This is a genomic window from Hwangdonia sp. (assembly GCF_048381975.1).
Lineage (GTDB): Bacteria > Bacteroidota > Bacteroidia > Flavobacteriales > Flavobacteriaceae > Hwangdonia > Hwangdonia seohaensis.
In genome coordinates this window covers 203041-226434 of sequence record NZ_JBLWYT010000005.1, presented here as the reverse complement: position 1 = coordinate 226434, position 23394 = coordinate 203041, and the positions used below count along the sequence as shown (strand labels likewise).

At 35.8% G+C, this 23394-nt stretch carries 22 protein-coding genes; 14 read left to right on the top strand and 8 right to left on the bottom strand.

The genetic code is table 11. The features are described 5' to 3' along the window. Position 1 precedes the first annotated feature (1 nt). Both ACN5J7_RS11065 and ACN5J7_RS11060 read right to left on the bottom strand, forming a co-directional pair. Positions 2-331: a translation initiation factor gene (locus tag ACN5J7_RS11065; protein ID WP_418603939.1), complete on the bottom strand. Its 330-nt coding sequence runs from the start codon at positions 329-331 to the stop codon at positions 2-4. Between the two features lie 136 nt (positions 332-467). Next, positions 468-1418 (bottom strand): isopenicillin N synthase family dioxygenase, encoded by a 951-nt coding sequence (locus ACN5J7_RS11060; protein ID WP_311938134.1) that lies wholly within the window; start codon positions 1416-1418, stop codon positions 468-470. Between the two features lie 134 nt (positions 1419-1552). Between ACN5J7_RS11060 and ACN5J7_RS11055 the strand changes: the two genes are divergently transcribed. Then, the gene (locus ACN5J7_RS11055; protein WP_418603938.1) at positions 1553-3556 is read left to right on the top strand and encodes an alpha-ketoacid dehydrogenase subunit alpha/beta; all 2004 of its coding nucleotides are present in this window, start codon (positions 1553-1555) and stop codon (positions 3554-3556) included. 208 nt (positions 3557-3764) lie between these two features. Then, complete coding sequence (locus ACN5J7_RS11050) at positions 3765-4637, top strand: sterol desaturase family protein (RefSeq protein WP_418603937.1); 873 nt, start codon at positions 3765-3767, stop codon at positions 4635-4637. 203 nt (positions 4638-4840) lie between these two features. On the opposite strand, the gene ACN5J7_RS11045 is transcribed toward ACN5J7_RS11050, so the two are convergent. Together ACN5J7_RS11045 and ACN5J7_RS11040 are read right to left on the bottom strand one after the other, a co-directional pair. Beyond that, positions 4841-6274 (bottom strand): YfcC family protein, encoded by a 1434-nt coding sequence (locus ACN5J7_RS11045; RefSeq protein ID WP_418603936.1) that lies wholly within the window; start codon positions 6272-6274, stop codon positions 4841-4843. Between the two features lie 81 nt (positions 6275-6355). Next, positions 6356-7660 carry a dipeptidase gene (locus ACN5J7_RS11040; protein ID WP_311938140.1) on the bottom strand — a complete coding sequence of 435 codons (1305 nt, stop codon included), beginning with the start codon at positions 7658-7660 and terminating at the stop codon, positions 6356-6358. A 96-nt stretch (positions 7661-7756) separates the two neighbouring features. Here ACN5J7_RS11040 and ACN5J7_RS11035 point away from each other — a divergent pair, with 96 nt between their 5' ends. Next, positions 7757-8170 (top strand): hypothetical protein, encoded by a 414-nt coding sequence (locus ACN5J7_RS11035; RefSeq protein WP_311938142.1) that lies wholly within the window; start codon positions 7757-7759, stop codon positions 8168-8170. 3 nt (positions 8171-8173) lie between these two features. Here the strand turns inward: ACN5J7_RS11035 and ACN5J7_RS11030 are convergent, their stop codons facing one another. Next, positions 8174-8725: an ExbD/TolR family protein gene (locus ACN5J7_RS11030; protein WP_418603935.1), complete on the bottom strand. Its 552-nt coding sequence runs from the start codon at positions 8723-8725 to the stop codon at positions 8174-8176. Positions 8726-9637: 912 nt separating this feature from the next. Between ACN5J7_RS11030 and ACN5J7_RS11025 the strand changes: the two genes are divergently transcribed. Next, on the top strand, positions 9638-10306 hold the full coding sequence (locus ACN5J7_RS11025; protein WP_311938147.1) for a hypothetical protein: 669 nt from the start codon (positions 9638-9640) through the stop codon (positions 10304-10306). Between the two features lies 1 nt (position 10307). Here ACN5J7_RS11025 and mgrA read toward each other — a convergent pair whose 3' ends face one another. Together mgrA and ACN5J7_RS11015 are read right to left on the bottom strand one after the other, a co-directional pair. After that, positions 10308-11321, bottom strand: coding sequence for an L-glyceraldehyde 3-phosphate reductase (gene mgrA, locus ACN5J7_RS11020; RefSeq protein WP_418603934.1), 1014 nt, complete (start codon positions 11319-11321; stop codon positions 10308-10310). Between the two features lie 141 nt (positions 11322-11462). Continuing rightward, positions 11463-13769 (bottom strand): S9 family peptidase, encoded by a 2307-nt coding sequence (locus ACN5J7_RS11015; protein ID WP_418603933.1) that lies wholly within the window; start codon positions 13767-13769, stop codon positions 11463-11465. A 245-nt stretch (positions 13770-14014) separates the two neighbouring features. On the opposite strand from ACN5J7_RS11015, the gene ACN5J7_RS11010 reads away from it, so the two are divergent. The 10 genes from ACN5J7_RS11010 (at position 14015) to ACN5J7_RS10965 (ending at position 22225) form a co-directional block, all read left to right on the top strand. Continuing rightward, a complete protein-coding gene (locus ACN5J7_RS11010) occupies positions 14015-15571 on the top strand; it encodes a DEAD/DEAH box helicase (RefSeq protein WP_418603932.1) in 1557 nt (518 codons plus the stop codon). Positions 15572-15880: 309 nt separating this feature from the next. Further along, the gene (locus tag ACN5J7_RS11005; RefSeq protein ID WP_418603931.1) at positions 15881-16390 is read left to right on the top strand and encodes a DUF3124 domain-containing protein; all 510 of its coding nucleotides are present in this window, start codon (positions 15881-15883) and stop codon (positions 16388-16390) included. A gap of 186 nt (positions 16391-16576) precedes the next feature. Further along, positions 16577-17029 carry a cold shock domain-containing protein gene (locus tag ACN5J7_RS11000; RefSeq protein ID WP_311938158.1) on the top strand — a complete coding sequence of 151 codons (453 nt, stop codon included), beginning with the start codon at positions 16577-16579 and terminating at the stop codon, positions 17027-17029. A 39-nt stretch (positions 17030-17068) separates the two neighbouring features. After that, positions 17069-17977, top strand: coding sequence for an EamA family transporter (locus ACN5J7_RS10995; RefSeq protein WP_311938159.1), 909 nt, complete (start codon positions 17069-17071; stop codon positions 17975-17977). 96 nt (positions 17978-18073) lie between these two features. Further along, positions 18074-19123: a glycosyltransferase family 9 protein gene (locus ACN5J7_RS10990; RefSeq protein WP_418603930.1), complete on the top strand. Its 1050-nt coding sequence runs from the start codon at positions 18074-18076 to the stop codon at positions 19121-19123. A gap of 91 nt (positions 19124-19214) precedes the next feature. Further along, complete coding sequence (locus ACN5J7_RS10985) at positions 19215-19757, top strand: DUF4251 domain-containing protein (protein ID WP_311938162.1); 543 nt, start codon at positions 19215-19217, stop codon at positions 19755-19757. Positions 19758-20003: 246 nt separating this feature from the next. Beyond that, positions 20004-20630 carry a hypothetical protein gene (locus tag ACN5J7_RS10980; RefSeq protein ID WP_418603929.1) on the top strand — a complete coding sequence of 209 codons (627 nt, stop codon included), beginning with the start codon at positions 20004-20006 and terminating at the stop codon, positions 20628-20630. Positions 20631-20757: 127 nt separating this feature from the next. Beyond that, entirely contained in the window at positions 20758-21075 is a 318-nt protein-coding gene (locus ACN5J7_RS10975; RefSeq protein ID WP_418603928.1) for a GNAT family N-acetyltransferase, read from the top strand. A 58-nt stretch (positions 21076-21133) separates the two neighbouring features. Continuing rightward, the gene (locus tag ACN5J7_RS10970) at positions 21134-21718 is read left to right on the top strand and encodes a TMEM175 family protein (RefSeq protein ID WP_311938165.1); all 585 of its coding nucleotides are present in this window, start codon (positions 21134-21136) and stop codon (positions 21716-21718) included. Positions 21719-21787: 69 nt separating this feature from the next. Further along, on the top strand, positions 21788-22225 hold the full coding sequence (locus ACN5J7_RS10965) for a hypothetical protein (RefSeq protein ID WP_311938166.1): 438 nt from the start codon (positions 21788-21790) through the stop codon (positions 22223-22225). 66 nt (positions 22226-22291) lie between these two features. Here ACN5J7_RS10965 and ACN5J7_RS10960 read toward each other — a convergent pair whose 3' ends face one another. Continuing rightward, positions 22292-23077 (bottom strand): patatin-like phospholipase family protein, encoded by a 786-nt coding sequence (locus tag ACN5J7_RS10960; RefSeq protein WP_311938168.1) that lies wholly within the window; start codon positions 23075-23077, stop codon positions 22292-22294. Between the last annotated feature and the right edge of the window lie 317 nt (positions 23078-23394).

Sequence of the window (23394 nt, the reverse complement as noted above, 5' to 3'; positions counted from 1 at the left end):
ATTATCCTCCAACACGTTTTACATTAAAGCCTTTGTCTTTTAGCATTTGCATGATTTTATTGCGGTAATCGCCTTGAATGATGATTTTATCGTCCTTAAAACTACCGCCAACACTTAGTGCTTTTTTTATGTCTTTTGCAAGTGCTTTAAAATCTTCGGTAGCTCCAGTGTAGCCTTCTAAAATGGTTATTGGTTTGCCTTTTCGTTTTTCGTATTTGCAAATAATAGGATCGTCTTGCATCCACAAATCGTTAGTTTCTTCTGATTCGCTTGGGCTATCTTCAGAAACATGTTCTGGAAATAAATTTTTTAATTGATCTTGTAAATCCATATTAGCCCCTCTTAATCTCCCCACAGGGGAGAAACTCAAATTGGGTATTTGAGTTTTTTGTTTTATTTGTTAGATAATTATTCTATTTTCTTTATAATTTATTCCTTCCCTTTGGGAAGGTTAGGATGGGCTTTTTTTACTTTTTTATCAGTCCAAGTTCAATTAAACGTTCATTTAAAAACTCTCCAGCCGTAATATCATCAAAAGCCTTAGGGTTTTCGTCATCAATACAGCCTTCTAAAACATTCAGTTTCATTTCACTAATAGGATGCATGAAAAACGGAATGGAGTAGCGGGAAGTACCCCAAAGTTCCTTTGGTGGATTAATAACGCGATGTATCGTGGATTTCAATTTATTATTGGTGTGTCTCGAAAGCATATCGCCCACATTAATCATGAGTTCATCGGGTTCTGCAATGGCATCAATCCATTCGCCTTTATGGTTTTGCACTTGCAATCCACGACCTTGGGCACCCATTAAAAGCGTTATTAAATTGATATCGCCGTGCGCCGCTGCACGAACTGCTTCTTTGGGCTCTTCGGTAATTGGCGGATAATGAATGGGCCTTAAAATAGAGTTTCCGTTGTGGATGTAGTTATCAAAATAAGTTTCCTCTAAATCTAAGTGCAAGGCCAAAGCACGCAACACGTATTTAGCGGTTTTTTCAAGCATGTTATACGCCTCTTTTCCAACGGTATTAAAGTTTGGCAATTCCTCAACGGTTACATTTTCAGGGTATTCCGCTTTTAATTTTGGGTTGTCCTCAACGTATTGTCCAAAGTGCCAAAACTCCTTTAAATCGCCTTCTTTTTTGCCTTTTGCGCTTTCTTTTCCAAACGATACATAACCACGCTGTCCGCCAATCCCAGGTATTTCATATTTCTGTTTCGTTTCCGTTGGCAAACTAAAAAAACGTTTTACCTCTGCATATAAATCGTCGACTAGTTTATCATCTAAAAAATGTCCTTTTAATGCTACAAACCCTATCTCTTCGTAAGCCTTTCCAATAGCATCTACAAAATTTTGTTTTCTAACAGGGTCTTCAGAAATAAAGTCATTTAAATTAACACTTGGTATAATATTCATAAGAATAATTTTTAGTTGTAAGTATTACAAATGTACAAAAACATTGTAAATTTTTTCAGCTATAATTTAAGGTAACTTTTCTGTTGGTATATTCAATTTATGCTATATTTGATAAAATTTGAAACATCAGTTTTATGAGTGAAACCAAGTCTTTATTTAACATGGATTACCATATTAAAGACCTCGATAAAAAAGAGTTAATTCAACTCTATATCAACATGCTCAAACCCAGAATGATTGAGGAAAAAATGCTTATCCTGCTCCGCCAAGGTAAAGTAAGCAAGTGGTTTTCGGGTATTGGACAAGAAGCGATTTCGGTTGGTGTTACCATGGCCATGCAAAAAAACGAGTACATATTGCCTATGCACAGAAACCTTGGTGTATTTACCACAAGAGACATTCCGTTGCACCGATTGTTCGCGCAGTGGCAAGGTAAAGCGTCGGGTTTTACAAAGGGACGAGACCGCTCTTTTCACTTCGGAACACAAGACTATAAAATTGTAGGAATGATTTCGCATTTAGGGCCACAATTGGGGGTTGCCGATGGCATTGGATTAGCTAGTAATTTAAAAAACAAAAATGAGGTCACGACTGTTTTTACAGGTGAAGGCGGTACCAGCGAAGGTGATTTCCATGAGGCGTTAAATGTAGCTTCGGTTTGGAAATTGCCTGTTATGTTTTGTGTGGAAAACAATGGATACGGCCTATCAACACCAACAAACGAGCAGTATAATTGTAAAAATATTGCTGATAGAGCTGCGGGTTACGGCATGGAATCGCATATTATTGATGGCAATAATATCATTGAAGTTTACACCAAAGTTAGGGACATTGCCGAAAGTATTAGAAAAACACCCAGACCCGTTTTAATTGAATTTAAAACCTTTAGAATGCGCGGTCACGAAGAGGCGAGTGGCACTAAATATGTACCGCAGGACCTTATGGATGCTTGGGCTAAAAAAGATCCGGTGGTTAATTTCCAATCATTTTTAAAAGGAGAAGGATTGTTAAATGAAGTTGAAGAAGTGTCAATAAAAGAAGGTATATTAAAAGAAATTAATGAGAATTTAGATATCGCTTTTAATGAAATTGATATTATTCCAGATGAAACCAATGAGTTAAATGATGTGTATCAGTATTTTGAATATGAGGAGTTTACCCAAAAAAACGACACCAAGGAAGTTCGTTTGATAGATGCCATTTCGGATGGGTTGAAACAAAGCATGCAACAACATGACGATTTGGTAATTATGGGACAGGATATTGCCGAATATGGTGGTGTTTTTAAAATTACCGAGGGTTTTGTTGAAGCCTTCGGAAAAGATAGAGTACGCAATACACCAATCTGCGAATCGGCCATTGTTGAAGCTGCCATGGGGCTTTCTATTGCCGGAATTAAAAGTGTGATGGAAATGCAATTTGCAGATTTTGTGACTTCAGGGTTCAATCCTGTGGTTAATTATTTGGCAAAATCGTATTACCGTTGGAATCAAAATGCCGATGTGGTAATACGCATGCCTTGTGGCGGTGGTGTTGCGGCAGGACCGTTTCATTCGCAAACAAACGAAGCATGGTTTACCAAAACCCCAGGTTTAAAAGTGGTATACCCCGCATTTCCGTATGATGCCAAAGGTTTGTTGGCAACCGCCATAAACGATCCAAATCCGGTGTTGTTTTTCGAGCATAAAGGTTTGTACAGAAGCATCCGTCAAGAGGTTCCTGTAGATTATTACACCTTGCCTTTTGGAAAAGCTTCAGTTTTAAAAGAAGGGAAAGATGTTACCATTATTGCTTATGGCGCTGCGGTGCATTGGGCGTTGGAAACTTTAGATGCCAATCCATCCATTAACGCTGATTTAATAGATTTAAGAACCCTTCAGCCCTTAGACACCGAAACGATTTACGCTTCTGTTAAAAAAACAGGTAGAGCCATTGTTTTACAAGAAGATTCCTTGTTTGGTGGTATGGCAAGCGATATTTCCGCACTTATTATGGAACATTGTTTTGAGTATTTGGATGCCCCCGTAAAACGCGTGGCAAGTATGGAAACACCTATTCCTTTTGCCAGTCAATTAGAAGACCAATACCTCGCTAAAGGTAAGTTTGAAGCTGCTTTAAAAGATGTTTTGGCGTATTAATTTTGATGTGTGTTGAAATGGGTTGAAATAAAAAGTTCCATAAAAAATTATTATTCGTCATTGCGAATCATTTTTTTTGAATGATTTGGCAATCTGTTTATTGATAACTTATATAAAATTGAAACTAAAAATTAAAAGATTATCACGCTTCATTTTATTACGCTCATAATGACGTAAATATTAGTGTATTTGTGCTAAAATAAAATTTATGAATTACGTTGAAGCCTTCATAACAGCATTTTTCAATACCTTAAATTGGACATTGGATTCCATTACCTTTAACGTGCCTTGGTACACCAATTATTTTTGGGGTTTAATAGTTATTTCGCTTGTTGTTTGGGGCTTGGAAATTGTATTTCCATGGCGAAAAAACCAATCTATTTTTAGAAAGGATTTTTGGCTCGATGCGTTTTATATGTTTTTTAATTTCTTCATTTTTGCGATAGTTATCAGTGGTGTTTACAAGTGTTTGGAAGTCTTGTTTTTAGAGTTTAATATTACCGTGAAATCTTTGGCGGTTGTTGATATAGCAACAATTCCCATGTGGAGTCAACTCTTGATTTTCTTTGTGTTCCAAGATTTTGTGCAATGGTTTACACATGTTTTATTGCATCGTTATAATGTGTTGTGGAAGTTCCATAAAGTGCACCACTCTGTAAAGGAAATGGGTTTTGCAGCACATTTGCGTTACCATTGGATGGAAAATATTTTTTATAAACCCTTAAAGGTTTTGGTTGTGATGCTTTTAGGTGGTTTCGAGCCCGAGCAAGCCTTTATTGTTCATTTTGTTGCCATAACCATTGGCCACTTAAACCACTCCAACATAAAGCTGACTTACGGCCCTTTAAAGTATGTTTTTAACAATCCGGTGATGCATTTGTATCATCATGCGTACAGTTTGCCCAAAGGCCGGAATTACGGTGTTAACTTTGGGATTAGTTTAAGTGTGTGGGATTATACTTTTAAAACCAATTATGTACCTGAAAAAAGTGGCACCATCGAATTGGGTTATTCAGATGATGAAAGGATGCCCAAAAGCTTTTTTAAGCAACTTTTTTATGGGTTTAAAAAGGGGGATTAGTTATAAATCAACCTCAAAACAATCAATCTAATTGGTTTCTTATTCCTTTATACTTTTCTTTTGGCGGGAAAGTTTCAACATAAAATAGAACTGAAATGTATTTCTAAAGTTTATAAATAAATATGAAGTTTATAGACTTATTTGAGGTTAGTAATTCTTTGTACTAGGTTGTTGTAAAATATATATTAGAAACACACTAACTTTTAATAACCGATAACAATTGCTATGGCTATAAATGCTAATGCGAAAATCATACTAATTATGAATAAAGGTAAAATTAGCTTGAACCATTTTTCATAAGAAACCTTGGCTAATCCCAGCATAGCCATTAACACGCCGTTTGTTGGAATAATAAGATTTGAAAGTCCGTCACCTAATAAATACGCGAGTACGGCTGTTTGTCTTGATATGCCTAATATATCTGACATTGGTGTCATCAATGGCATAGATACTAAGGCTTGACCAGACGCAGATGGAATAAAAAAGTTCATTCCTGATTGAAAAAACAACATGCCTTCAGCAGCAGCAATTTTTGGCATGGACAAGAGTACTTCGCTAGCGTTATAGAGTAAAGTATCAATAATCATCCCTTCTTGAAGTACAACAGATATACCACGAGCCACTCCAACTACCAATGCTGGAACAATCATAATCTGCAAGCCCTTTGTGAATGCTGCCATAGACTCATCACCCGACATGCCTGCAACTTTTGACACTACAATTAATATCCCAATAAAACAGGCACTCATTTCAATAAGTCCCCATCCAATAGTTTGCACAGCAATAAGAATAGCTGCATACGACACAGTAAAAAAGAGAAGAATATAAATATGTTTCCTTTCAAATTTTTCTTCCTTGAACGACCCAAATTCATCCAGGTTAAATTGGTCATTTTTCATCAAACTAAGTGAAGGTTTTTTCTTTATTTTATCTCCATATCGAGAAATGAAATAAAAACCAATTGCTGCATAAACTACAAACAGTATTAGTCTAAATCCTATACCAGATCCAATAGGAAGCTCCGCAATAATTTGGGCAATCTGCACATTAAATGGATTTGTTACACCACAACTCCAGCCCAAATAAACTGGCACGCTTAACAAAGCAAAACCAAATAGGCGATCGTAACCTAAACGCTTGGATAAGACCAGAAAAACAGGAACTAAAGCAATGGTTTCGGGTGCTATTCCCATAAATGATGCACCGGAGAAAATTGTCATGTATACTAAAAAAAGAAGCAGCTTAGGTCTGTTCTTAAACCTAGCAATCAATGCAAAGAGAAATGAATTAATGGCACCTGTTTGTTGAATTAATGAGAAAAGCGCTCCGATAATAAAAACATAAAACACAAGTATGGCTGAGTCTCCTAAGCCTTTTGGTATTGCACTAAAAACACCTAGGACAGAAACTGGCGAGGATTTACCTTCAATGCTTTCACCTATTAGAGCCGCTTTTAATGTATAGTTTTTGGGAATTTCTTTATAACTATTTGGTACAACAACAGTCTGCTTTATGTTACCATAGTCTTTAGTTGTTCGTTCGAAACTTCCACTAGGTATTGCGTAAGAGAGTAAAGAGCAAATAATTATAATCCAAAAAAGAAATATAAAAACATGAGGGATTTTGATTTTTATCATTGGTTATTGGTTGGTCATAATGAAGCACAACTATGCTTATATTTTATATTTCATCTGAAAAAAAGAAAAGATAAATCAAATTCATTTAGTATTAAGCGTTTTCGCAACAGCTTCAACTTCATCTAAAACACGCAGTAAATTACCGCTCCAAAGCATTTCGATTTCATCTTCGGTATAGCCACGTTTTACCAATTCCAAAGTTACATTAAAGGTTTCTGAAGCATCGCTCCAGCCTTCAATACCACCGCCGCCATCAAAATCGCTGCTGATGCCTACGTGCTTTATACCTATCTTTTTTACCAAATAATCAATATGGTTTACAAAATCTTCCATACTTACATCTTTAGGAAAATCTTTTGTTTTTGATACTTTTTCATTTACAATTTCCGGAATGGCATTCCAATCCGGATTAGCTTTTAATGCCTCTTGGGTTTCTTTGTCAAGGCTTCTAAATTCCCATCGGCCATACCATTTAAGGCCTAATGAATCTGCCACTTGATGCCTTAATTTGTTTAATGCGGCTTGTCGTGCTTCATTTTTTTCGGTATTCAAATACGCCTTAAACGCCACGGTTTGTACAACACCACCGTTTGCCTTCATCCATTCCAATTGTTCGTCATCCAAATTTCGGCTGTGATTGCATAAGGCCCTGGCCGATGAATGCGATGCTATTATGGGCGCTTTGGTAAGTTCAATCATATCTTGCATGGCTTTTTTTGATGGGTGCGACACATCAATCATCATTCCCAAACGGTTCATTTCCTTAATCACTTCCTTCCCCAAATCGCTCAATCCGTTGTGCAACCAAACACCATCTTCTTCACCTGTATTGCTATCGCACAATTGGCTATGGCCGTTATGCGATAACGACATGTAACGCGCACCGAGGTTGTAAAATTTTTCAACATTTTTAATGTCCAATCCAACAGGGTAGCCGTTTTCAATACCAATCATAGCCACTTTTTTGCCCGATTTGTGGATGCGTCGCACATCATCGGAAGTTGTTGCCAAGGCAATATCATTTGGTGCAATATCATCAACTAATTTATGAATCGCATTAAATTTAGACATGGCATTTTCATAGGCTTTTTTATAACCTTCGTCGGTTAAGGAATCTTGACCCGTGTAAACAATAAACCAAGCCACATCCAATCCGCCTGCTTTCATTTTGGGCAAATTGACTTGCGATTCTAAATTTTGGGTGTAGTTAATGGAGTCTGTAAAATTCTTCACATTAATATCACAATGGGTATCTAAAGTGATAACACGCTCGTGTATCGCTTTGGCGCGCTCCATTAAAGTGAGCGTGTCGTCGGTTTTTTTGGAGTTGTTTTTACAGGCCATAAGCATAAATAATGCGCAGAATAATAAATTAGTGATTTTCATTTTTTTGTCATCAGTTTTTAAAAAGTGAAAGTACAAAAACTAATACACTTTTATAAATAGCTTATAATCAGTATATTTAATAAAATATTCGATATTATGTTATATAGAATTTTTATTCCTATTGTGTTTTGTGCATTGCTGTTTAGCTGTGAAAAAGAAGTAAAGGTTAAGGAAATTTATGATTGGAAAACCATGCAAGTTACGGCAACCGCTTATAATTCGTTGGCGTACCAAACCAACTCCAATCCGAAAATAACGGCGTTTGGCGATAGCCTAAAACCAGGGTTAAAATATATTGCGGTGTCGAGAGATCTTTTAAAAATGGGGTTGAAACACAATACACCTGTGAAAATTAAAGGGTTTGAAGGTGTGTATTTGGTTAAGGATAAAATGAATAAGCGCTGGATAAACCGTATTGATATTTATATGGGTGTTGATGTGAAAGCCGCAAGAAACTGGGGCAAAAAAAAGATTTCTATTACTTACGGCGTTCCTAAAAAAACAGAGTAGCTCTTATTTTGTAATGGCTTCCGATAAAATAAACGGATAGGCATCTTTAACTTTTTTCATATCTGTTTTCGATAAATCGGCTACATCCTTTTTAAGTATGTTTTGGCTGTATGTTTGTCGTAATTCGTAATACGCTTTGGTTAATTCGTCTTGTACCGCAATAAAGTGTTCATAGCTGGTTTGCTTGCCTGTTTGTAAAGAAACGACGGCCTTTTTGGGGTTGTCTGATGCGTTTTCAGATTTTGCCCCGTTGCAATAATTACAGCTTTCATCGCCGTTGTTATCGATAAACTTTTTTGTGGCTTCTTTTAAATCCTTTAATGCAATCACCTCATTATCCAGCATGATTTCATTGTTGTTATTAATCATAATGCGCAAAATGTTGCGTTCGTTAATCGGAATATTGGTGGGTATTTCACTGTATTTTGGCAACATTCTATTAATGCCATGATCTTTTGGAATGGTTGCGGTAACTAAAAAGAAAATAAGTAATAAAAATGCAATGTCTGTCATAGACCCTGCATTGACTTCGGGAATTAATTTAGAGTGTCTCATGTTTGTGGATTTATTGTTAATTGAAAAAGAATTCCTCGAGCTTGTGCCTCGTGGTTTCCGTTGAAAATTGTCATTCCCGAGAATACGGGAATCCAACTAAAGTTCACAAAAACAATACCACTTTTCAGAGATGGCGTTTAGTGCGCATACCGCTTAGTGCCTTTCCAGATAACACCATTTGAGTTGGTGAAACTTAAAACACGTCTGCTGGTCAATAAATTTTCTTTAGTGATTGACCCCAAATGTTTTGATATTTTGATAGCTGTTCGCATGATTATTTAAATATTGATTGATGATGATGAATTTTAATTAAAGACGTTACACTATCTGTAACGTCTTTTGGTGTTCCATTGGTTGCTCTTTGTGCGGTTTAAAGTGCCGCTTAATTGATTGTTGTTTAGAGTTCTCATGATTTTTTGATTTTAATTTGATTAATGAATGTTTTACCGTTCAAATATTTTTAAAATAGTGTTGATTAGTTGTTTAAATACCCGAACGGTTGTTTAATGATACTAGGTGGCTTATTATCTAAAGCGTCTTTTAGTATTCCATTGGTTGCTCTTTGTGCGGTTTAAAGTGCCGCTTAATTGATTGTTGTTTAAAGTTCTCATGATTTTTGTTTTTTAATTGATTTATACTAAGTAGACGACAAGAATTAAGTTTTGTTACAGTACTATGCATAACATACTAATAAATTAACATATTTTAACTATTTAAGTAGGGTAGTAGCTAAGTCTGTTAGGGATTTTTAGACGTATTGCTATGTTTAGGAATGGTTTTTGCTTAAATAAATGCTAAATTACATTGGTAATAAGTAGAATTACAGATAAAAATAATAGCTTTGAAAGCCCATAAAATACATACCGATAATAATTGTAGTGTTGAACAACAATTTGTTATATTTTTTAAATAATGAAAACCTATTTTTATTTTTTAATATTATGTTTTTTTGCTTTAACCGCAAACGCTCAAATAGATAGTAAAAATAAATCTACATCTATTCCTGCCGTTGAAAGTAAAAAAGATTCTGCCGATGCTAAGTCGTTGTTACCTTCAAAACCTATTGAAAATAATGCGATAAATGGGATGTCTGTCCCCAAAAGCAATACGTCTTTAAGTTTTCCTAAAAAGGAATTTTCCATGTTTGGTGAAAAATTTGGAAACCCAGGTGAGTTGTATGAAGACAGATTCAATAAAAAATCAAAAGACCTGAAAACAGAAATGGGTTTGGGGGCCAAAGGCAGTACAACCGACCAGTATTTTGGGGATTTTAAAACCAAATCAAAATTTGTTAGGGTGATATACCGGGATTTTGGTTTACAAGATGGCGATTATATTCGCGTACTGGTAAATGATGAAATTTTAGAATACCGCGTACTTTTAACAAACGCTACCAAAGGGTTTAGATTGGACTTAAAAGAAGGTTTTAATAAAATAGATTTTCTCGCTTTAAATGAAGGTTACTCCATGCCCAATACAGCCGAATTCCATGTTATTGATGATAAAGGTAATATTATTGCTGGCAATCAATGGAATCTTTCTACGGGTGTAAAAGCAACTATTATTGTGGTTAAAGAATGATTTAAGAAACAATCTCATCTATCAATTTCAATTCATCTTCAGAAAAATCCAAACAATCTAAAGCTTTTACATTTTCTTTCAATTGGTTAGAAGAACTAGCGCCCACTAATACTGATGTTACTTGTTTCTGTCTTAAAATCCAAGCAATGGCCATTTGCGACAGTTTTTGTCCGCGTTCTTGTGCCATAGTATTTAGGCTTTGTATTTTTTCAATATTAGATTGAACCGTTTCTGCATTCAAAAAAATCGAATCGTTTCCTGCCCTGGAATTTTTAGGAATCCCCTTTAAATATTTGTCGGTAAGCATTCCTTGGGCTAAAGGTGAGAACGCAATACAGCCCACGCCATTATTTTCTAAAGTATCTAAAAGTCCATCTTCAACCCAACGATCGAACATAGAATATCTGGCTTGATGCAAAATAAAAGGCACATTCAAATCCTTTAGTATTTTGGCAGCCTTTTGAGTGTCTTCTGGACCATAATTCGAAATACCAACATATAGCGCTTTTCCTTGACGAACAATATCTGCCAAAGCACCCATGGATTCCTCTAGAGGTGTATCCGGGTCTGGTCTGTGATGATAAAAAATATCAACATAATCTAAGCCCATTCGTTTTAAACTTTGGTCTAAACTGGATATTAAATATTTTCTGGAACCAAAATCCCCATAAGGTCCAGGCCACATATTATAGCCAGCTTTTGTGGCTATAAACAACTCATCTCTATAAGGTTTAAAATCTTGTTTAAATATAGTTCCAAAGTTTTCTTCGGCGGAACCCGGAGGAGGCCCGTAGTTATTTGCGAAATCCAAATGCGTTATCCCTAAATCGAAAGCTGTTCTTAAAATTTCCTTTCCATTTTTAATATCGTCAATAAAGCCAAAATTATGCCACAACCCCAATGAAATAGCAGGAAGAAGTACCCCGCTTTTTCCGGTTCTATTGTATGTCATGGTGTCGTATCGTTGTGTATCGGCTTGGTATGATGCTGTTTTGGTTTTGTCGTTTGTCTGCATGTTTTCAATTTAATAAAGGCGTATAAAAATAGGAATTAGTTTTCAGTAATAGCGGATTCTTATTCAATTTTAATATAGTGTAAAACAAAAAGACCTCTTAAAAATTTAAGAGGTCTTTTTAAATATAAATAAATGAATAATTTAATCTTTTAAAGGCTGCTTAACATCCTGTTTTAAATGTTTTGCATAAAAGCCCATCATCGCTTTGTAAAGGGCGATCGAGTTTTCTTCTTTTGCAAATCCGTGGCCTTCATCATACTTTACCATATAAGGCACATCAACACCTTTGGCGCGTAAAGCTTCAACAATTTGATCGGATTCATCGATATTAACCCTAGGGTCGTTTGCACCTTGTACCACAAAAAGAGGTTTCTTTATTTTATCAATATGAAAAACAGGGGATACTTCATCCATAATGGCTTTTTCCTCCGGAACATCTAAATCATACCAAATCTCCTTAATGATTTTTAGGTAAGGTTTCCAATAAGCCGGCATACTTTCCATAAAGGTAAATAAGTTTGATACCCCAACATAATCAACACCACAGGCGTATAAATCTGGGGTTTTGGTTAGACCACGTAAAACGGCATAACCGCCGTGGCTACCACCGTAAATAGCGGCATTATCTTTATCAACCCAACCTTTGTCGATAACATATTGTAAACCATCTTCAACATCGTCCATGGCTTTTCTACCGATTTGTTTAAAACCGGATTCTAAAAATTCTCGTCCGTAGCCACCGGAAATTCTAAAGTTTACTTGTAGCGTAGCATAACCGCGACTTGCAAAAAGTTGTGCTTCTGGATTAAAACCCCAAGAATCCCTAATACCTTGTGGACCACCGTGTGGATTTACAATAACAGGTACTTTCTCTCCGTTTAAAGCCGCTTGTGGCAAGGTGATATACCCATGAATGGTTTTACCGTCTCTACTTTTAAACGTAATGGGACGCATTTCGGCCATATCGTTTTCAATAAGATTTGGCATTAAATTATAAAGCAATTTAAATTCGTCTTTTTTAGGATCGTAAGAGTAATAGGTGCCGTATAATTTATCGCTTTGTATAAAGATTAAATACTTGCTTTCGTCATCCGTTACATCAGGAATAGAATAATTATATCCCGGGAATTTAGTGGTGATTCTTTTATGTAATTTTTTGAAATAATCACTTACCGGAACGATGTTTCTTTTTTCGCCTTCATAAGAGAAATAATCCAATTCGTAACCTCTATGTCTTGATAATCCTAAACTGGATACATCATATTTATCATTCGAAAATAATTTTTTAATCACCTTATCTTCTTTCAAATCGTATAAATAGATTTGGGTTTTATCGCTATCTAAATTTGAGATTACATAGGCTTCATGCGGATTGTCAGACGCATAGTTGAAGCTTATTATTGAAAAGGTATCTTTCCAGCTTAATTGTTTTTTAACTTCGTAGTTATCGCCATCGGTAGCGTAGTACAAATCGATGTTTACACCATCGCGAAGTTTTGCAAAGCCACGTAAATTACCATCTTTATCGAACTCGTAACCATTAATCGGGTTGGCGGCGTCTTCGTTTTTATAAAGTTGCTTAAGCTCGCCCGTTACAATGTTGATTTTATAAGGTTCGAATATTTGAGGATTGTTTTGATTCATAGAAATAATCATATGATCTTTATCTTCCTTTAAACCATTAAGAATGTTCACTTTTACACCATCAAAAGGCGTGAGTTCTTTTTGGTTTTTTCCATCTACATCTACGGCAAATAAGTGGTAATCTTCGTTACCGCCTTTGTCCATAACATAAATTAATCTCGAATCGTTTGCCCAACCAAAACCTCTAATAAGTTCTTCTTTTTCTTCAATAACCCGAGTAACCTCTTCGGTTTCAAGATGTTTTACGTAAACATGGTTTTTTTTGTTTTCATCTTTTTCGCGGTAAGACAAATAGGTGCCGTTTGGTGAAAAACTAAACGACCTCGCTTTGGGTCTTGCAAAATAATCCTCAACTGAATATTTATAATTCGTGGGATCCCAATTGGCTAATTTTTCCAAATCGGCATCCGATGTTGGTAAAGCCGTATTACCCGGCAATGTTTTAACGGTTTTGTTAAGTGTTAATGGCATTTCGTTTGGTCCTTGATAAAATGTTCCTGTTAATGTATTGTCTGCAAAAGTACCAACATATTTTATACCAGCCTGATTAAATTTGATTGTTAACGTATCATTGGCAAAAGTGGTGACATCCATAGGGATGCCCGTGGCGCCTTGCGATGGGCTATCCATGGTTGAAGTGTACGCATCGCCTTCCATGGCTACGTTAAATACTAATGGGATTTCGGTGCCTTGTACGGCTAATTTCCCTTCCCAAGCACCTACAATGTCTTGAGCGTTTACCTGCGTTACCATTCCTAAAAATAAGAATAGAGCGCCGCTGAATTTTAAAACTGTTGTTTTCATATAAATGGTTTAAGATTAAAAGATTCGTTTATCAACGAACTGTTATAATACGTTGTTAGTTGGGCATTACCAGATTTTGTTACACATTAACTTAAAAAAAAGCTGAAAAATATTTATAACAATGCCATTTTCAACAAGATACAGATTTTTATAATGGTTGAAAAAATTCATTTTTAATTTTACCGGGAATCATGCAACAAAAACCCTTTAAAGGTGTTATTTTTGCACGTCTGAAAATCAAATATATGTCGAAAGTATCCACTGTAGAATTAGAAGAAAGAAAAGCTGGTAAAGACCTTTATAGTTATCAAAAGGGGGCCATTGATAAAATTTTTACTGCGTTTGAAGAATCTCCAGACGACTACCATTTGCTGTATCAGCTCCCAACTGGTGGTGGTAAAACGGTAATTTTTTCCGAAATAGTAAGGCAGTATTTAAAACACCACAAAAAAAAGGTGCTTGTTATGACGCACCGAATCGAGTTATGCAAGCAAACCTCGAAAATGCTAACGGAATTTGCGGTACATAATAAGGTAATAGACAGTAAGGCGGATTTAAGCGACCAAGCGGAATACAGCTGTTTTGTGGCGATGGTTGAAACCTTAAATAACAGATTGAATGACGATAAACTGGATATATCGGACATTGGATTGGTTATTATTGATGAGGCGCATTACAACTCGTTTACAAAATTATTCAAGTTTTTTAGCAAATCGTTTATTTTAGGTGTAACCGCAACACCTTTAAGTTCGAGTATAGAATTGCCAATGACCGATAATTACGATGAGTTAATTGTTGGCGAAAGTATTGAATCCTTAATTGAAAATGGTTTTTTAGCACGTGCCAACATGTACTCGTACAATGTGGGTTTAACCTCGTTGGTGGTTGGTGCCAATGGCGATTATACTGTAAAATCTTCAGAAGATTTATATACAGATAACGACATGCTTACTAAATTGATTCAAGCTTACGAAGAACGTTCCAAAGGTAAAAAAACATTAATTTTCAATAACGGTATCAACACCTCGTTGCACGTTTACGACACCTTTAGACGAGCTGGTTACCCGATAGCGCATTTAGATAATACCAATACCAAAAAAGAGCGTGCCTTAATTTTAAAATGGTTTAAAAAAACACCCGATGCGATTTTAACTTCGGTAAGTATTTTAACAACCGGCTTTGATGAGCCCACCGTTGAAAGCATTATTTTAAACCGTGCCACAAAATCCTTAACGCTGTATTACCAAATGATTGGTCGTGGCTCGCGTGTTTTAAAGGATAAAAAGACTTTTGATGTTATTGATTTAGGAAACAATTTCCACCGTTTTGGCGCTTGGGGCGACGATTTGGATTGGCAAAAAATATTTAGATCGCCGTATTACTATCTCGATGCTTTATTGAGTGACGAGGAATTGGAAAGCAATTTCAGATATGAAATGCCCGATGAATTGCGCGCAGAATTTTCAAAATCGAAAGAAGTGTATTTCGATATTCAAAAAACCTATGTCGATTCTGTTAGAGCGGGAGAGTCCTCAAAAGTGGTTTTAGAGCGTTCCATCGAGCAGCATGCCAAAATATGTATAGAAAACAGCGAAGATGTTTACGATGCATTGGCTTTAGCCAAAATGCTGGGAGACGATATCGATTTTAGAATTGGCAGATACACCAAATGCATTAGCAAAAGTACCTTTAATTTTGTTGAATGGCTTAAGGGCGATTACAAGAAAAAGCTTAACTCTTATTTGCGGTCAAATTTTGATGAAGTTTTTGAGCAAATCCACGGTTATCCGCCAGAAGATTAATCGAAAAGAATTCCTCGAGGCCCTGTTTCGGGGTTTCCGTTGAAATTGTCATTCCCGAGGCATCGGGAATCTAAATAAAAAATTTCTATTTTTGGCCCTAAGACCAAAATGGAACGAGCCAAATACCTCTATGCTCCGATAGCTATCGGGACTGCTTCGGGGATAGTTCGTTTCAAGAAATTTTTTATTATAAGTCTTCGTTTATGTTCGTTATGATTAATAATTAATTTTAGTAAATTGTAAGCTTAAGTCATTCAATGGCCGATGCAACGCAATAAAACGGATTCGTATACTAAAACAGGGCACTAAATGAAACACAAGTATTTACCCATAATATTAATTATTATACTTTTTAGTTGTACTGAAAAGAAAGAAAACAGTTCATTAAACCCAGAAAACTGGTCGAAAAGAACGGTAAACCTCAAAGCTAGTGATTCGCTTGAATACGGGAAATCCTATCTGTCGATTTACTCGCAAATTTATAGTATGTCCGAGCATACAACGCACAACTTAACATCCATGGTAAGTATGCGAAATACCAGCGAATCGGACACCATTTACCTGTTAAGAGCCGAGTATTTTGACACGCACGGTAAGTCGGTTAGAAAATATTTTGATGCGCCCATATTTTTGGCGCCTATGGAAACAACAGAGATTATTATAGACGAAGTTGACGTTTCTGGAGGCACAGGTTCCAATTATATTTTAGAATGGAAAATACCGCGGAATTGCCCGGAACCTTTGTTTGAAGGCATAATGACGTCCACTATGGGGCAACAAGGATTATCGTTCACAACACATGCCAAACGAATAGAGTAAGATTATTAGGTTCTTAACTTCTGAAGATTTTCGTTTTCCACAAACGCTATGGTGCATTTAATAGGGCATCGGTTTGTAAATACTTTTATGGCTGAATCAGTATTAATACGATGATTATTATAGCATCATAAAAATAAGGCGTATCTTTACACACTAATTTTTAAAATTTACAGGATAATATAAACTATGGCAAAATCGCAAGTTACATTCAACAAAATTGAAAAAGAAAAAAAACGCTTAAAGAAAAGAGAAGAAAAGCAAAAAAAGAAAGAGGCTCGTAGAGCCGAAGCTAAGGAAAACCCACAAGGTATTCAGTTTGCTTATGTTGATTTTAATGGTAATTTAACCGATACGCCACCAGATCCAGCCATGCGCGAAAAAGTAGAAGCAGAAAGCATTGAGTTGGGCATTCCTAAAAAAGAAGATAGAGTAGAAGAGGAGCCAACGGCCAAAGAAGGCAAGGTCTCGTTTTTTGATCATTCAAAAGGTTTTGGTTTTATTTTAGATAGTATCAATCAAGAAAAATATTTTGTTCATGTGAGCGGTTTAATTGATGAAATTGCCGAAAACGACAAAGTTACTTACGAACTTGAACGCGGACAAAAAGGCATGAACGCTGTTAGAGTAAAGAAAATCTAGTTTTCACTTCCTTTAAACATTTTAAACTCAAAATATGGTATGAGTTTACCCCGAAAAACTATTCTTATAATATTGGCATTTTTCGCCATATACGTTATTTGGGGTTCTACGTATTTGCTTAACAAAATTTCCGTTTCGCATTTACCGCCTTTTTTTCTGGCTGCAGTTAGGTTTTTAGTGGCAGGAGCCATTATTTTTCTAATCGCTAAATCGCTAAAAGTCAGTCTTAAAATTTCAAAAAAGCAATTGTTAAACGCTTCCATTGCCGGGTTCTTGTTTTTAACGTTGGGCAACGGACTTGCTGTTTTGGCATTAAAATATATGGATAGCGGCTTTGCTGCCTTAGAGATTTCAGCACAACCATTGGTAGTTCTTATTATGATGCGCCTGCTTTATGGCAAACGCATTGCGCTCATGTCTTACATAGGTGTCATATTGGGTTTTGTGGGCATCTTTCTTTTGGTCAGTCAGCAACAAATTATAAGTCAGGAAGGGCAGGTTTTAGGTATGGTTTTAATTTTTGCGTGTATGCTAAGTTGGGCTTATGCCAGTATTTTTGTTGGAAAAGCAGATTTACCAAAAAACTCCTTTGTAAATACGGGCTACCAAATGCTAACCGGTGGTTTGATGCTGGGTGTTATTAGCCTTATTTTAAACGAACCTTGGTCGTTGCCCCACCATTGGCAAAGCGATGTACAATGGGCTATGGTAGGGCTTATTCTATTTGGAAGCATCGTGGCGTTTACCGCTTTTAACTTTCTGTTAAAAGAAGTCTCACCCGAAAAAGTGGCAACATCAACTTATGTAAACCCCATAATTGCTTTAATATTGGGATGGTGGATTTTAAACGAACAGATTACAACGCAATCTATGGTTGCAGCCGTTGTTTTGTTAACCGGTGTGTATTTTATAAACACCAAACGCACCTTTAAACCACGGCGCATTTAAAAAGGCCGTTTGTTTTGCACATTATAAACTGATAGCCTTTTAAAGTTTTGCGAACTCTTAGCTTATTCGTAATTTTGCCAGCTATAAAATAAATAGATGAAAGTACCAAACAGAATAAATGTATTTCGCCGTAAGCTGATGCATTTTATTACCAAAAATATTGGTAGTTCTCAAACCGAGCCTAAATTTGATCCCAATACAAAGGTTGATATAAAAAAAATTTTAATCATTCGCCCCAACCACAGATTGGGCAATCAACTGCTTTTAACGCCCATTGTACAGGAAGTTATTGATACTTTCCCAAATTGCGACATCGATTTGTTTGTAAAAGGCGGTGTGGCATATCCGGTTTTCGAAAACTATAAAGAAATAAAAACCATTTTTCAGCTTCCCAAAAAACCTTTCAACCATTTGTTTAAGTATGTAAAATGCTGGGTTTTAATCAAAAGAAAACATTACGATTTGGTAATAAATGGCGACAAAAACTCATCTTCAGGACGCTTGCTTACGCAAATCTCAAATGCCGATTACAAGGTTTTTGGCGATGTGAATGAAGCTATTAAACAAAAGCATAACGATTACGAGCATATTGCAAAATACCCCGTTTATAATTTAAGGCATTATTTAACCAAGTTGGGCTTTGATGAAAATAGGAGCGAGGTGCCCACTTTAAACATCAAGTTAAGCGACACCGAAATTGAAAACGGTAAAAAACTGCTTGCGGATATTGTTAAAAACGACAAGCAAACCATCTGTATTTATACCAATGCTACGGGTAATAAATGCTATTCTGAAGATTGGTGGAACACGTTTTATTCGCGTTTGAAAACCGAATTTGAAACGGATTTTAATATTATTGAAATGTTGCCGATTGAAAACATTTCGAAAATCAACTTTAAAGCCAAACATTTTTACAGTAAGGATATTAGGGAAATGGGAGCCATAATAAACAACACCGCTATTTTTATTGCTGCGGATAACGGGGTGATGCATTTGGCGAGCGCTTCGGAAACGCCCACAATAGGGTTCTTTTCGGTAACCAACGAAAATATTTATGCGCCTTACGGAAACAGAAGTTTGGCTTTAAATACCAATACAACAACGATGCAAGATTGGGTTGCCGAAATTAAAAAGGTTTTGAGCTAATTCGATACGTTTTATAAATTTTTAACAATCTGTTATTACAATAATTTAATGATATTTTGTAATTTAGAAACACACTTAAGATTGCTTAAAAATGAAACCTTTATCCATAATAACCCTAATTGTTGCCATTGCTTTTTTTTCGTGCAAATCGGCAAGCTCTAAAGTTACCGACGAGGAAATTAAAGCGCTTGAAACCTTAGTGGAAAACAAGAACTTTAGCATTGAATCCAATTGGGCTTTTCCACGAACTACGGCTGCTATGCAACGTGTGCTCAATTCTGGGATGTTGCCGGCAGGAAGCTCAACGGGTGCTATAAACCTTATCGGAAATTCAAATTTTTTAACTATTTCTGGCGATAGCATCACCTCGTATTTACCGTATTATGGCGAGCGTCATACCAATGTAGGTTATGGCGGAAGCGATGGTGCCATTCAATTAAAAGGGATTGTTGAAAACTATACGGTTACCCAAGGTAAACAGCATGATTATACCATTTCGTTTGATGCCAAAAGCAAATCTGAGCGCTTTAATATTAGCATTACGCTGTACCCTAGTTTAAAAAGCTATGTGAAGTTAATCGGTGCTTCACGAAGTTCCATTTCCTATTCTGGGCAAGTTAAACCTTCAGGTTAGTTAAAACGTTTCAGTATGATATTTCAGGGGCTTTACAACCCGAAATCCGTTGTGTATTATCAATACTGAAACACGTCAACAGTGTCTATACGAAGCGAAATTAAAGTGCTTCATATAGGTGTATTGCTTTTTAAATAACAAAAATGTATTTCATCTATTCATCGTAAAATATCATAGTTCAATCGAGTTTTTTATTTTTCAAGGTGATAATTATTTAATTTCGAATAGATTATAAATAATTACTCCATGAAAACCCTCTCGAATGCACTATGCATATTGCTATTAATTAGCTTTTCAGTAACTGCAAATGCTCAGGAAACCGATAATACTTCAAACGATATTCCGCAGAATTACAAGAAGCGCAGTCCGATTTACGATTACGCCGAAAAACAATTAAACAGTGTGGATACCATTCCCGATTATGTATCTCGCTCAAATAAATTAAAAATAACGGGCACCATTTATGAAAGTGATGGAAAAACACCGGCAAAAAATGTGTTATTGTTTATACATCAAGCCGATGAAGATGGTAATTTTGAACTGAAAAGACACAACAAAAAACGCTATGTAAAACACCGTGGATGGGTAAAAACCGATGCCAACGGACGCTATACCTTTTACACTTTTATACCCGGAAAATATATGTTTGGTAACGAGATTACACAAATTCTTCCGATTATAAAAGAGCCTAATAAACCCGAATATAAAATTGAATCGTTTGTGTTTGATAACGATCCGTTATTGACGGAATCCTGCCGTTTAAAAATTGAACAGACCAATCCCAATAGAATTCTTAAACTCGACTTGAAAGAAGGCTTATTTGTTGCTAACCGCGATATCATCCTTGGCAAGGAACTTGAAATTTATGAATAATCCAATCGCCTAAACTGTTTGATAAATAATGCGTTTTAGTTTCGAATGGTTCAATACATTCATTCACATAGAATAATCATTTAAAATAGCTCAGTATACTGAGCTATTTTTTTTTATATTTATCGATATGAAAGACGAATATAGAAATATACCACTTGTAAAAAACGAAGCTGACAACAGTTTCGAAATGAAAGTCGATGGACACATCGCTGTAATAGAATATAAAGAAACGAGCAGTAAAATCGCATTGATACACACCGAGGTTCCCAAAGCTTTGGGCGGGCGTGGTGTTGCCTCTGCCATAGTTGAGAAAACCCTAAATTATATTAAAGAGCAAGGTAAATTGCTGTTGCCATTTTGTCCCTATGTATTTGCCTATATTAAAAAACACCCCGAATGGAAATCTTTAGTGAGCCCCAAGTTTAAAGATTATGATAAGCTGTAAAAAAAACTTATTCTTATTAAAAGGAAAATTAAAATACAATCTCAATTAAAAGCACAATATGAAAACAGGTAGGTTAGAAGCATTTAGCGATGGTGTATTGGCCATTGTTATTACCATTATGGTATTGGAAATGAAGGCCCCCGAAGACACCACATTTAAAGGTTTGCTTTCTGTGGCTCCCATATTTATAAGTTATTTGTTGAGCTTTATTTATCTGGGCGTGTATTGGAACAATCACCACCATTTAATGCAGGTAACCCAAAAGGTAAACGGAAAAATTCTTTGGGCTAATCTGCATTTATTGTTTTGGTTGTCGCTCATTCCGTTTACAACGAGCTGGATAGGCGAGCAAAGTCACCATACCGTTGCTTTACCGGTGGCCACTTATGGCTTTGTGCTACTCATGTGCGCTATTGCCTATTTTATTCTTGAGCGTGTATTGATTGCATACCACGACGAAAATTTTGCTTTAAACAAACTGTGTAAGAGCACGATTAAAGACTACATATCTGTGGGGATTTATATCATTTCAATTCCTTTGGCTTTTGTAAACACATGGCTATCTATAGCTTGTTATGTGTTGGTGGCGCTTATTTGGTTAATGCCCGATAAACAACTTGAAGACCTAATGGAGGACATGTAAGGAATAGCCTTAGCATAATAGTATTTTGACTTTAATCGCATAGTTGCACCTCATTTTGAAAAACCGCCAATGAAATTATCTGAAAACAATAAAAAATCACTTTTAGTTTCAATCCATCAACTGATTGAGGAAAACGCTAGCCATACTGTAAATCACCTTGAAAATAAAAGAACAAACCAACTAATAAATTATCCATCGAACGGAGGATTAACGGAATCGGAAAAATCCGAATTGGAAAAACTAGAAATCAATCCGACCTTAAAAAGTGCTTTGAGAAAAGTATTCGCAAGCAATACCGCTGACGTTTTTTTCGCTGTACTTAATATAATAGACGGAACATCAGACCCAACTGTTGAATTTGGAGAATGGGATGATGTTATGTTGGTTGATTATGATGAAGAAAATGAAATCGATTCAATGCTTCACGACGACTTTTACGGAACATATTGGGATTGGAAAGAAAAAAGACCAAATCCTGGTTGGAAATTAGACTTACTTGAAGAATAAAAAATGCTTTACGGTTATACGATTCCCTTATATGCGTAACGCCTCCAAGGGAAAACCATAATTCAATTACATTTTAATCTTAGTGTCCAGTAATTTTGATGCATAATCATAGCCTAACACATAAGCTTGTTCTATGCCTCGTTTATCCAATACGCCAATTTTATCAAGGCCTTTGGGGTTAAAAAGTAAATCGGGTATCAAAAGTTTTTCTTTAGCATTGGCGTGCAACATTAAAAGATTTGTGCGTTGTGTGATTTGATAATAGCTCTTGAGTTGTCCTTTGGTAACCTCCTTCATTGAGGTTGTATAAGAGCCAATAATTAAATCGCAGTCGCCCATTAATGGTTCTATAGGGAAATTATTCATAATACCGCCATCTGCATAAAGACTTCCTTTAATTAAAACCGGACTAAATACCGGTGGTAATGCTGCAGAGGCCAGTAACGGTTTAAATAAATCGCCCTTGCTAAAAAAATGAGGCTCCCCTTTTTCCATATTGGTAGCCACAATAGTTAATTTCCTGTGTAAATTTTCAAAACTGCTTGATGAAAAGAAATCTTGAAAAAAAGGTATGTACTTGTCAGTATCAAAAAGTCCAGGTTTGTTTATGGTTACAAAATTGTACTTTAACAAGGGCGTTTCCTTAAAAAACATAAGCATATCTTCTACAGATTTTTCATCGGCATATAAGGCTGCTATCAAAGCACCTGCGCTTACGCCAGATACGGACTCTGGGTAGATTCCCCGTTCCAAAAGGGCTCTTAAAACACCAATGTGAGCAATACCTTTAACACCACCCCCAGAGAGAACAAGCCCCGTACTTTTATTAAAAAAACCATCGCTTTTTATCATAAAAAATCAAATAAAAAGTTAAATTAACCCGTTGTGCATTTTGGCAAAGTTCTGTCAATTCGAGTGAATTTTACAACTGAATTGAGTAAAATTTAAATCGAGAATAATAATTTTTGTACCATAAATGGGTTTTCGATACAATTTTTCGTTCCTCAAAATCACTCGAACTGACATATTGAAATTATTTTCATTCAAAATGCACAACGGGTAAAATTAACACAATTAAATCTGTTTTCTAATTATTTAGAAAAATAGTAATTGAGATTATGTTTTTAAAAATGTCACGACATCGAAGTGTGTAATTCAACAATTCCCAT

Excerpts from the sequence above, each read along its gene's own strand:
- ACN5J7_RS10990 (WP_418603930.1), top strand. The coding sequence starts at position 18,074 with ATGAAAGTACCAAACAGAATAAATGTATTTCGCCGTAAGCTGATGCAT.
- ACN5J7_RS11035 (WP_311938142.1), top strand. The coding sequence starts at position 7,757 with ATGTTATATAGAATTTTTATTCCTATTGTGTTTTGTGCATTGCTGTTT.
- ACN5J7_RS11045 (WP_418603936.1), bottom strand. The coding sequence starts at position 6,274 with ATGATAAAAATCAAAATCCCTCATGTTTTTATATTTCTTTTTTGGATT.
- ACN5J7_RS11010 (WP_418603932.1), top strand. The coding sequence starts at position 14,015 with ATGTCGAAAGTATCCACTGTAGAATTAGAAGAAAGAAAAGCTGGTAAA.
- ACN5J7_RS11000 (WP_311938158.1), top strand. The coding sequence starts at position 16,577 with ATGGCAAAATCGCAAGTTACATTCAACAAAATTGAAAAAGAAAAAAAA.
- ACN5J7_RS10970 (WP_311938165.1), top strand. The coding sequence starts at position 21,134 with ATGAAAACAGGTAGGTTAGAAGCATTTAGCGATGGTGTATTGGCCATT.
- ACN5J7_RS11065 (WP_418603939.1), bottom strand. The coding sequence starts at position 331 with ATGGATTTACAAGATCAATTAAAAAATTTATTTCCAGAACATGTTTCT.
- ACN5J7_RS10960 (WP_311938168.1), bottom strand. The coding sequence starts at position 23,077 with ATGATAAAAAGCGATGGTTTTTTTAATAAAAGTACGGGGCTTGTTCTC.
- ACN5J7_RS11060 (WP_311938134.1), bottom strand. The coding sequence starts at position 1,418 with ATGAATATTATACCAAGTGTTAATTTAAATGACTTTATTTCTGAAGAC.
- ACN5J7_RS10965 (WP_311938166.1), top strand. The coding sequence starts at position 21,788 with ATGAAATTATCTGAAAACAATAAAAAATCACTTTTAGTTTCAATCCAT.
- ACN5J7_RS11030 (WP_418603935.1), bottom strand. The coding sequence starts at position 8,725 with ATGAGACACTCTAAATTAATTCCCGAAGTCAATGCAGGGTCTATGACA.
- ACN5J7_RS11015 (WP_418603933.1), bottom strand. The coding sequence starts at position 13,769 with ATGAAAACAACAGTTTTAAAATTCAGCGGCGCTCTATTCTTATTTTTA.
- ACN5J7_RS11005 (WP_418603931.1), top strand. The coding sequence starts at position 15,881 with ATGAAACACAAGTATTTACCCATAATATTAATTATTATACTTTTTAGT.
- ACN5J7_RS10975 (WP_418603928.1), top strand. The coding sequence starts at position 20,758 with ATGAAAGACGAATATAGAAATATACCACTTGTAAAAAACGAAGCTGAC.
- ACN5J7_RS10985 (WP_311938162.1), top strand. The coding sequence starts at position 19,215 with ATGAAACCTTTATCCATAATAACCCTAATTGTTGCCATTGCTTTTTTT.
- mgrA (WP_418603934.1), bottom strand. The coding sequence starts at position 11,321 with ATGCAGACAAACGACAAAACCAAAACAGCATCATACCAAGCCGATACA.
- ACN5J7_RS11050 (WP_418603937.1), top strand. The coding sequence starts at position 3,765 with ATGAATTACGTTGAAGCCTTCATAACAGCATTTTTCAATACCTTAAAT.
- ACN5J7_RS11055 (WP_418603938.1), top strand. The coding sequence starts at position 1,553 with ATGAGTGAAACCAAGTCTTTATTTAACATGGATTACCATATTAAAGAC.
- ACN5J7_RS11025 (WP_311938147.1), top strand. The coding sequence starts at position 9,638 with ATGAAAACCTATTTTTATTTTTTAATATTATGTTTTTTTGCTTTAACC.
- ACN5J7_RS10980 (WP_418603929.1), top strand. The coding sequence starts at position 20,004 with ATGAAAACCCTCTCGAATGCACTATGCATATTGCTATTAATTAGCTTT.
- ACN5J7_RS10995 (WP_311938159.1), top strand. The coding sequence starts at position 17,069 with ATGAGTTTACCCCGAAAAACTATTCTTATAATATTGGCATTTTTCGCC.
- ACN5J7_RS11040 (WP_311938140.1), bottom strand. The coding sequence starts at position 7,660 with ATGAAAATCACTAATTTATTATTCTGCGCATTATTTATGCTTATGGCC.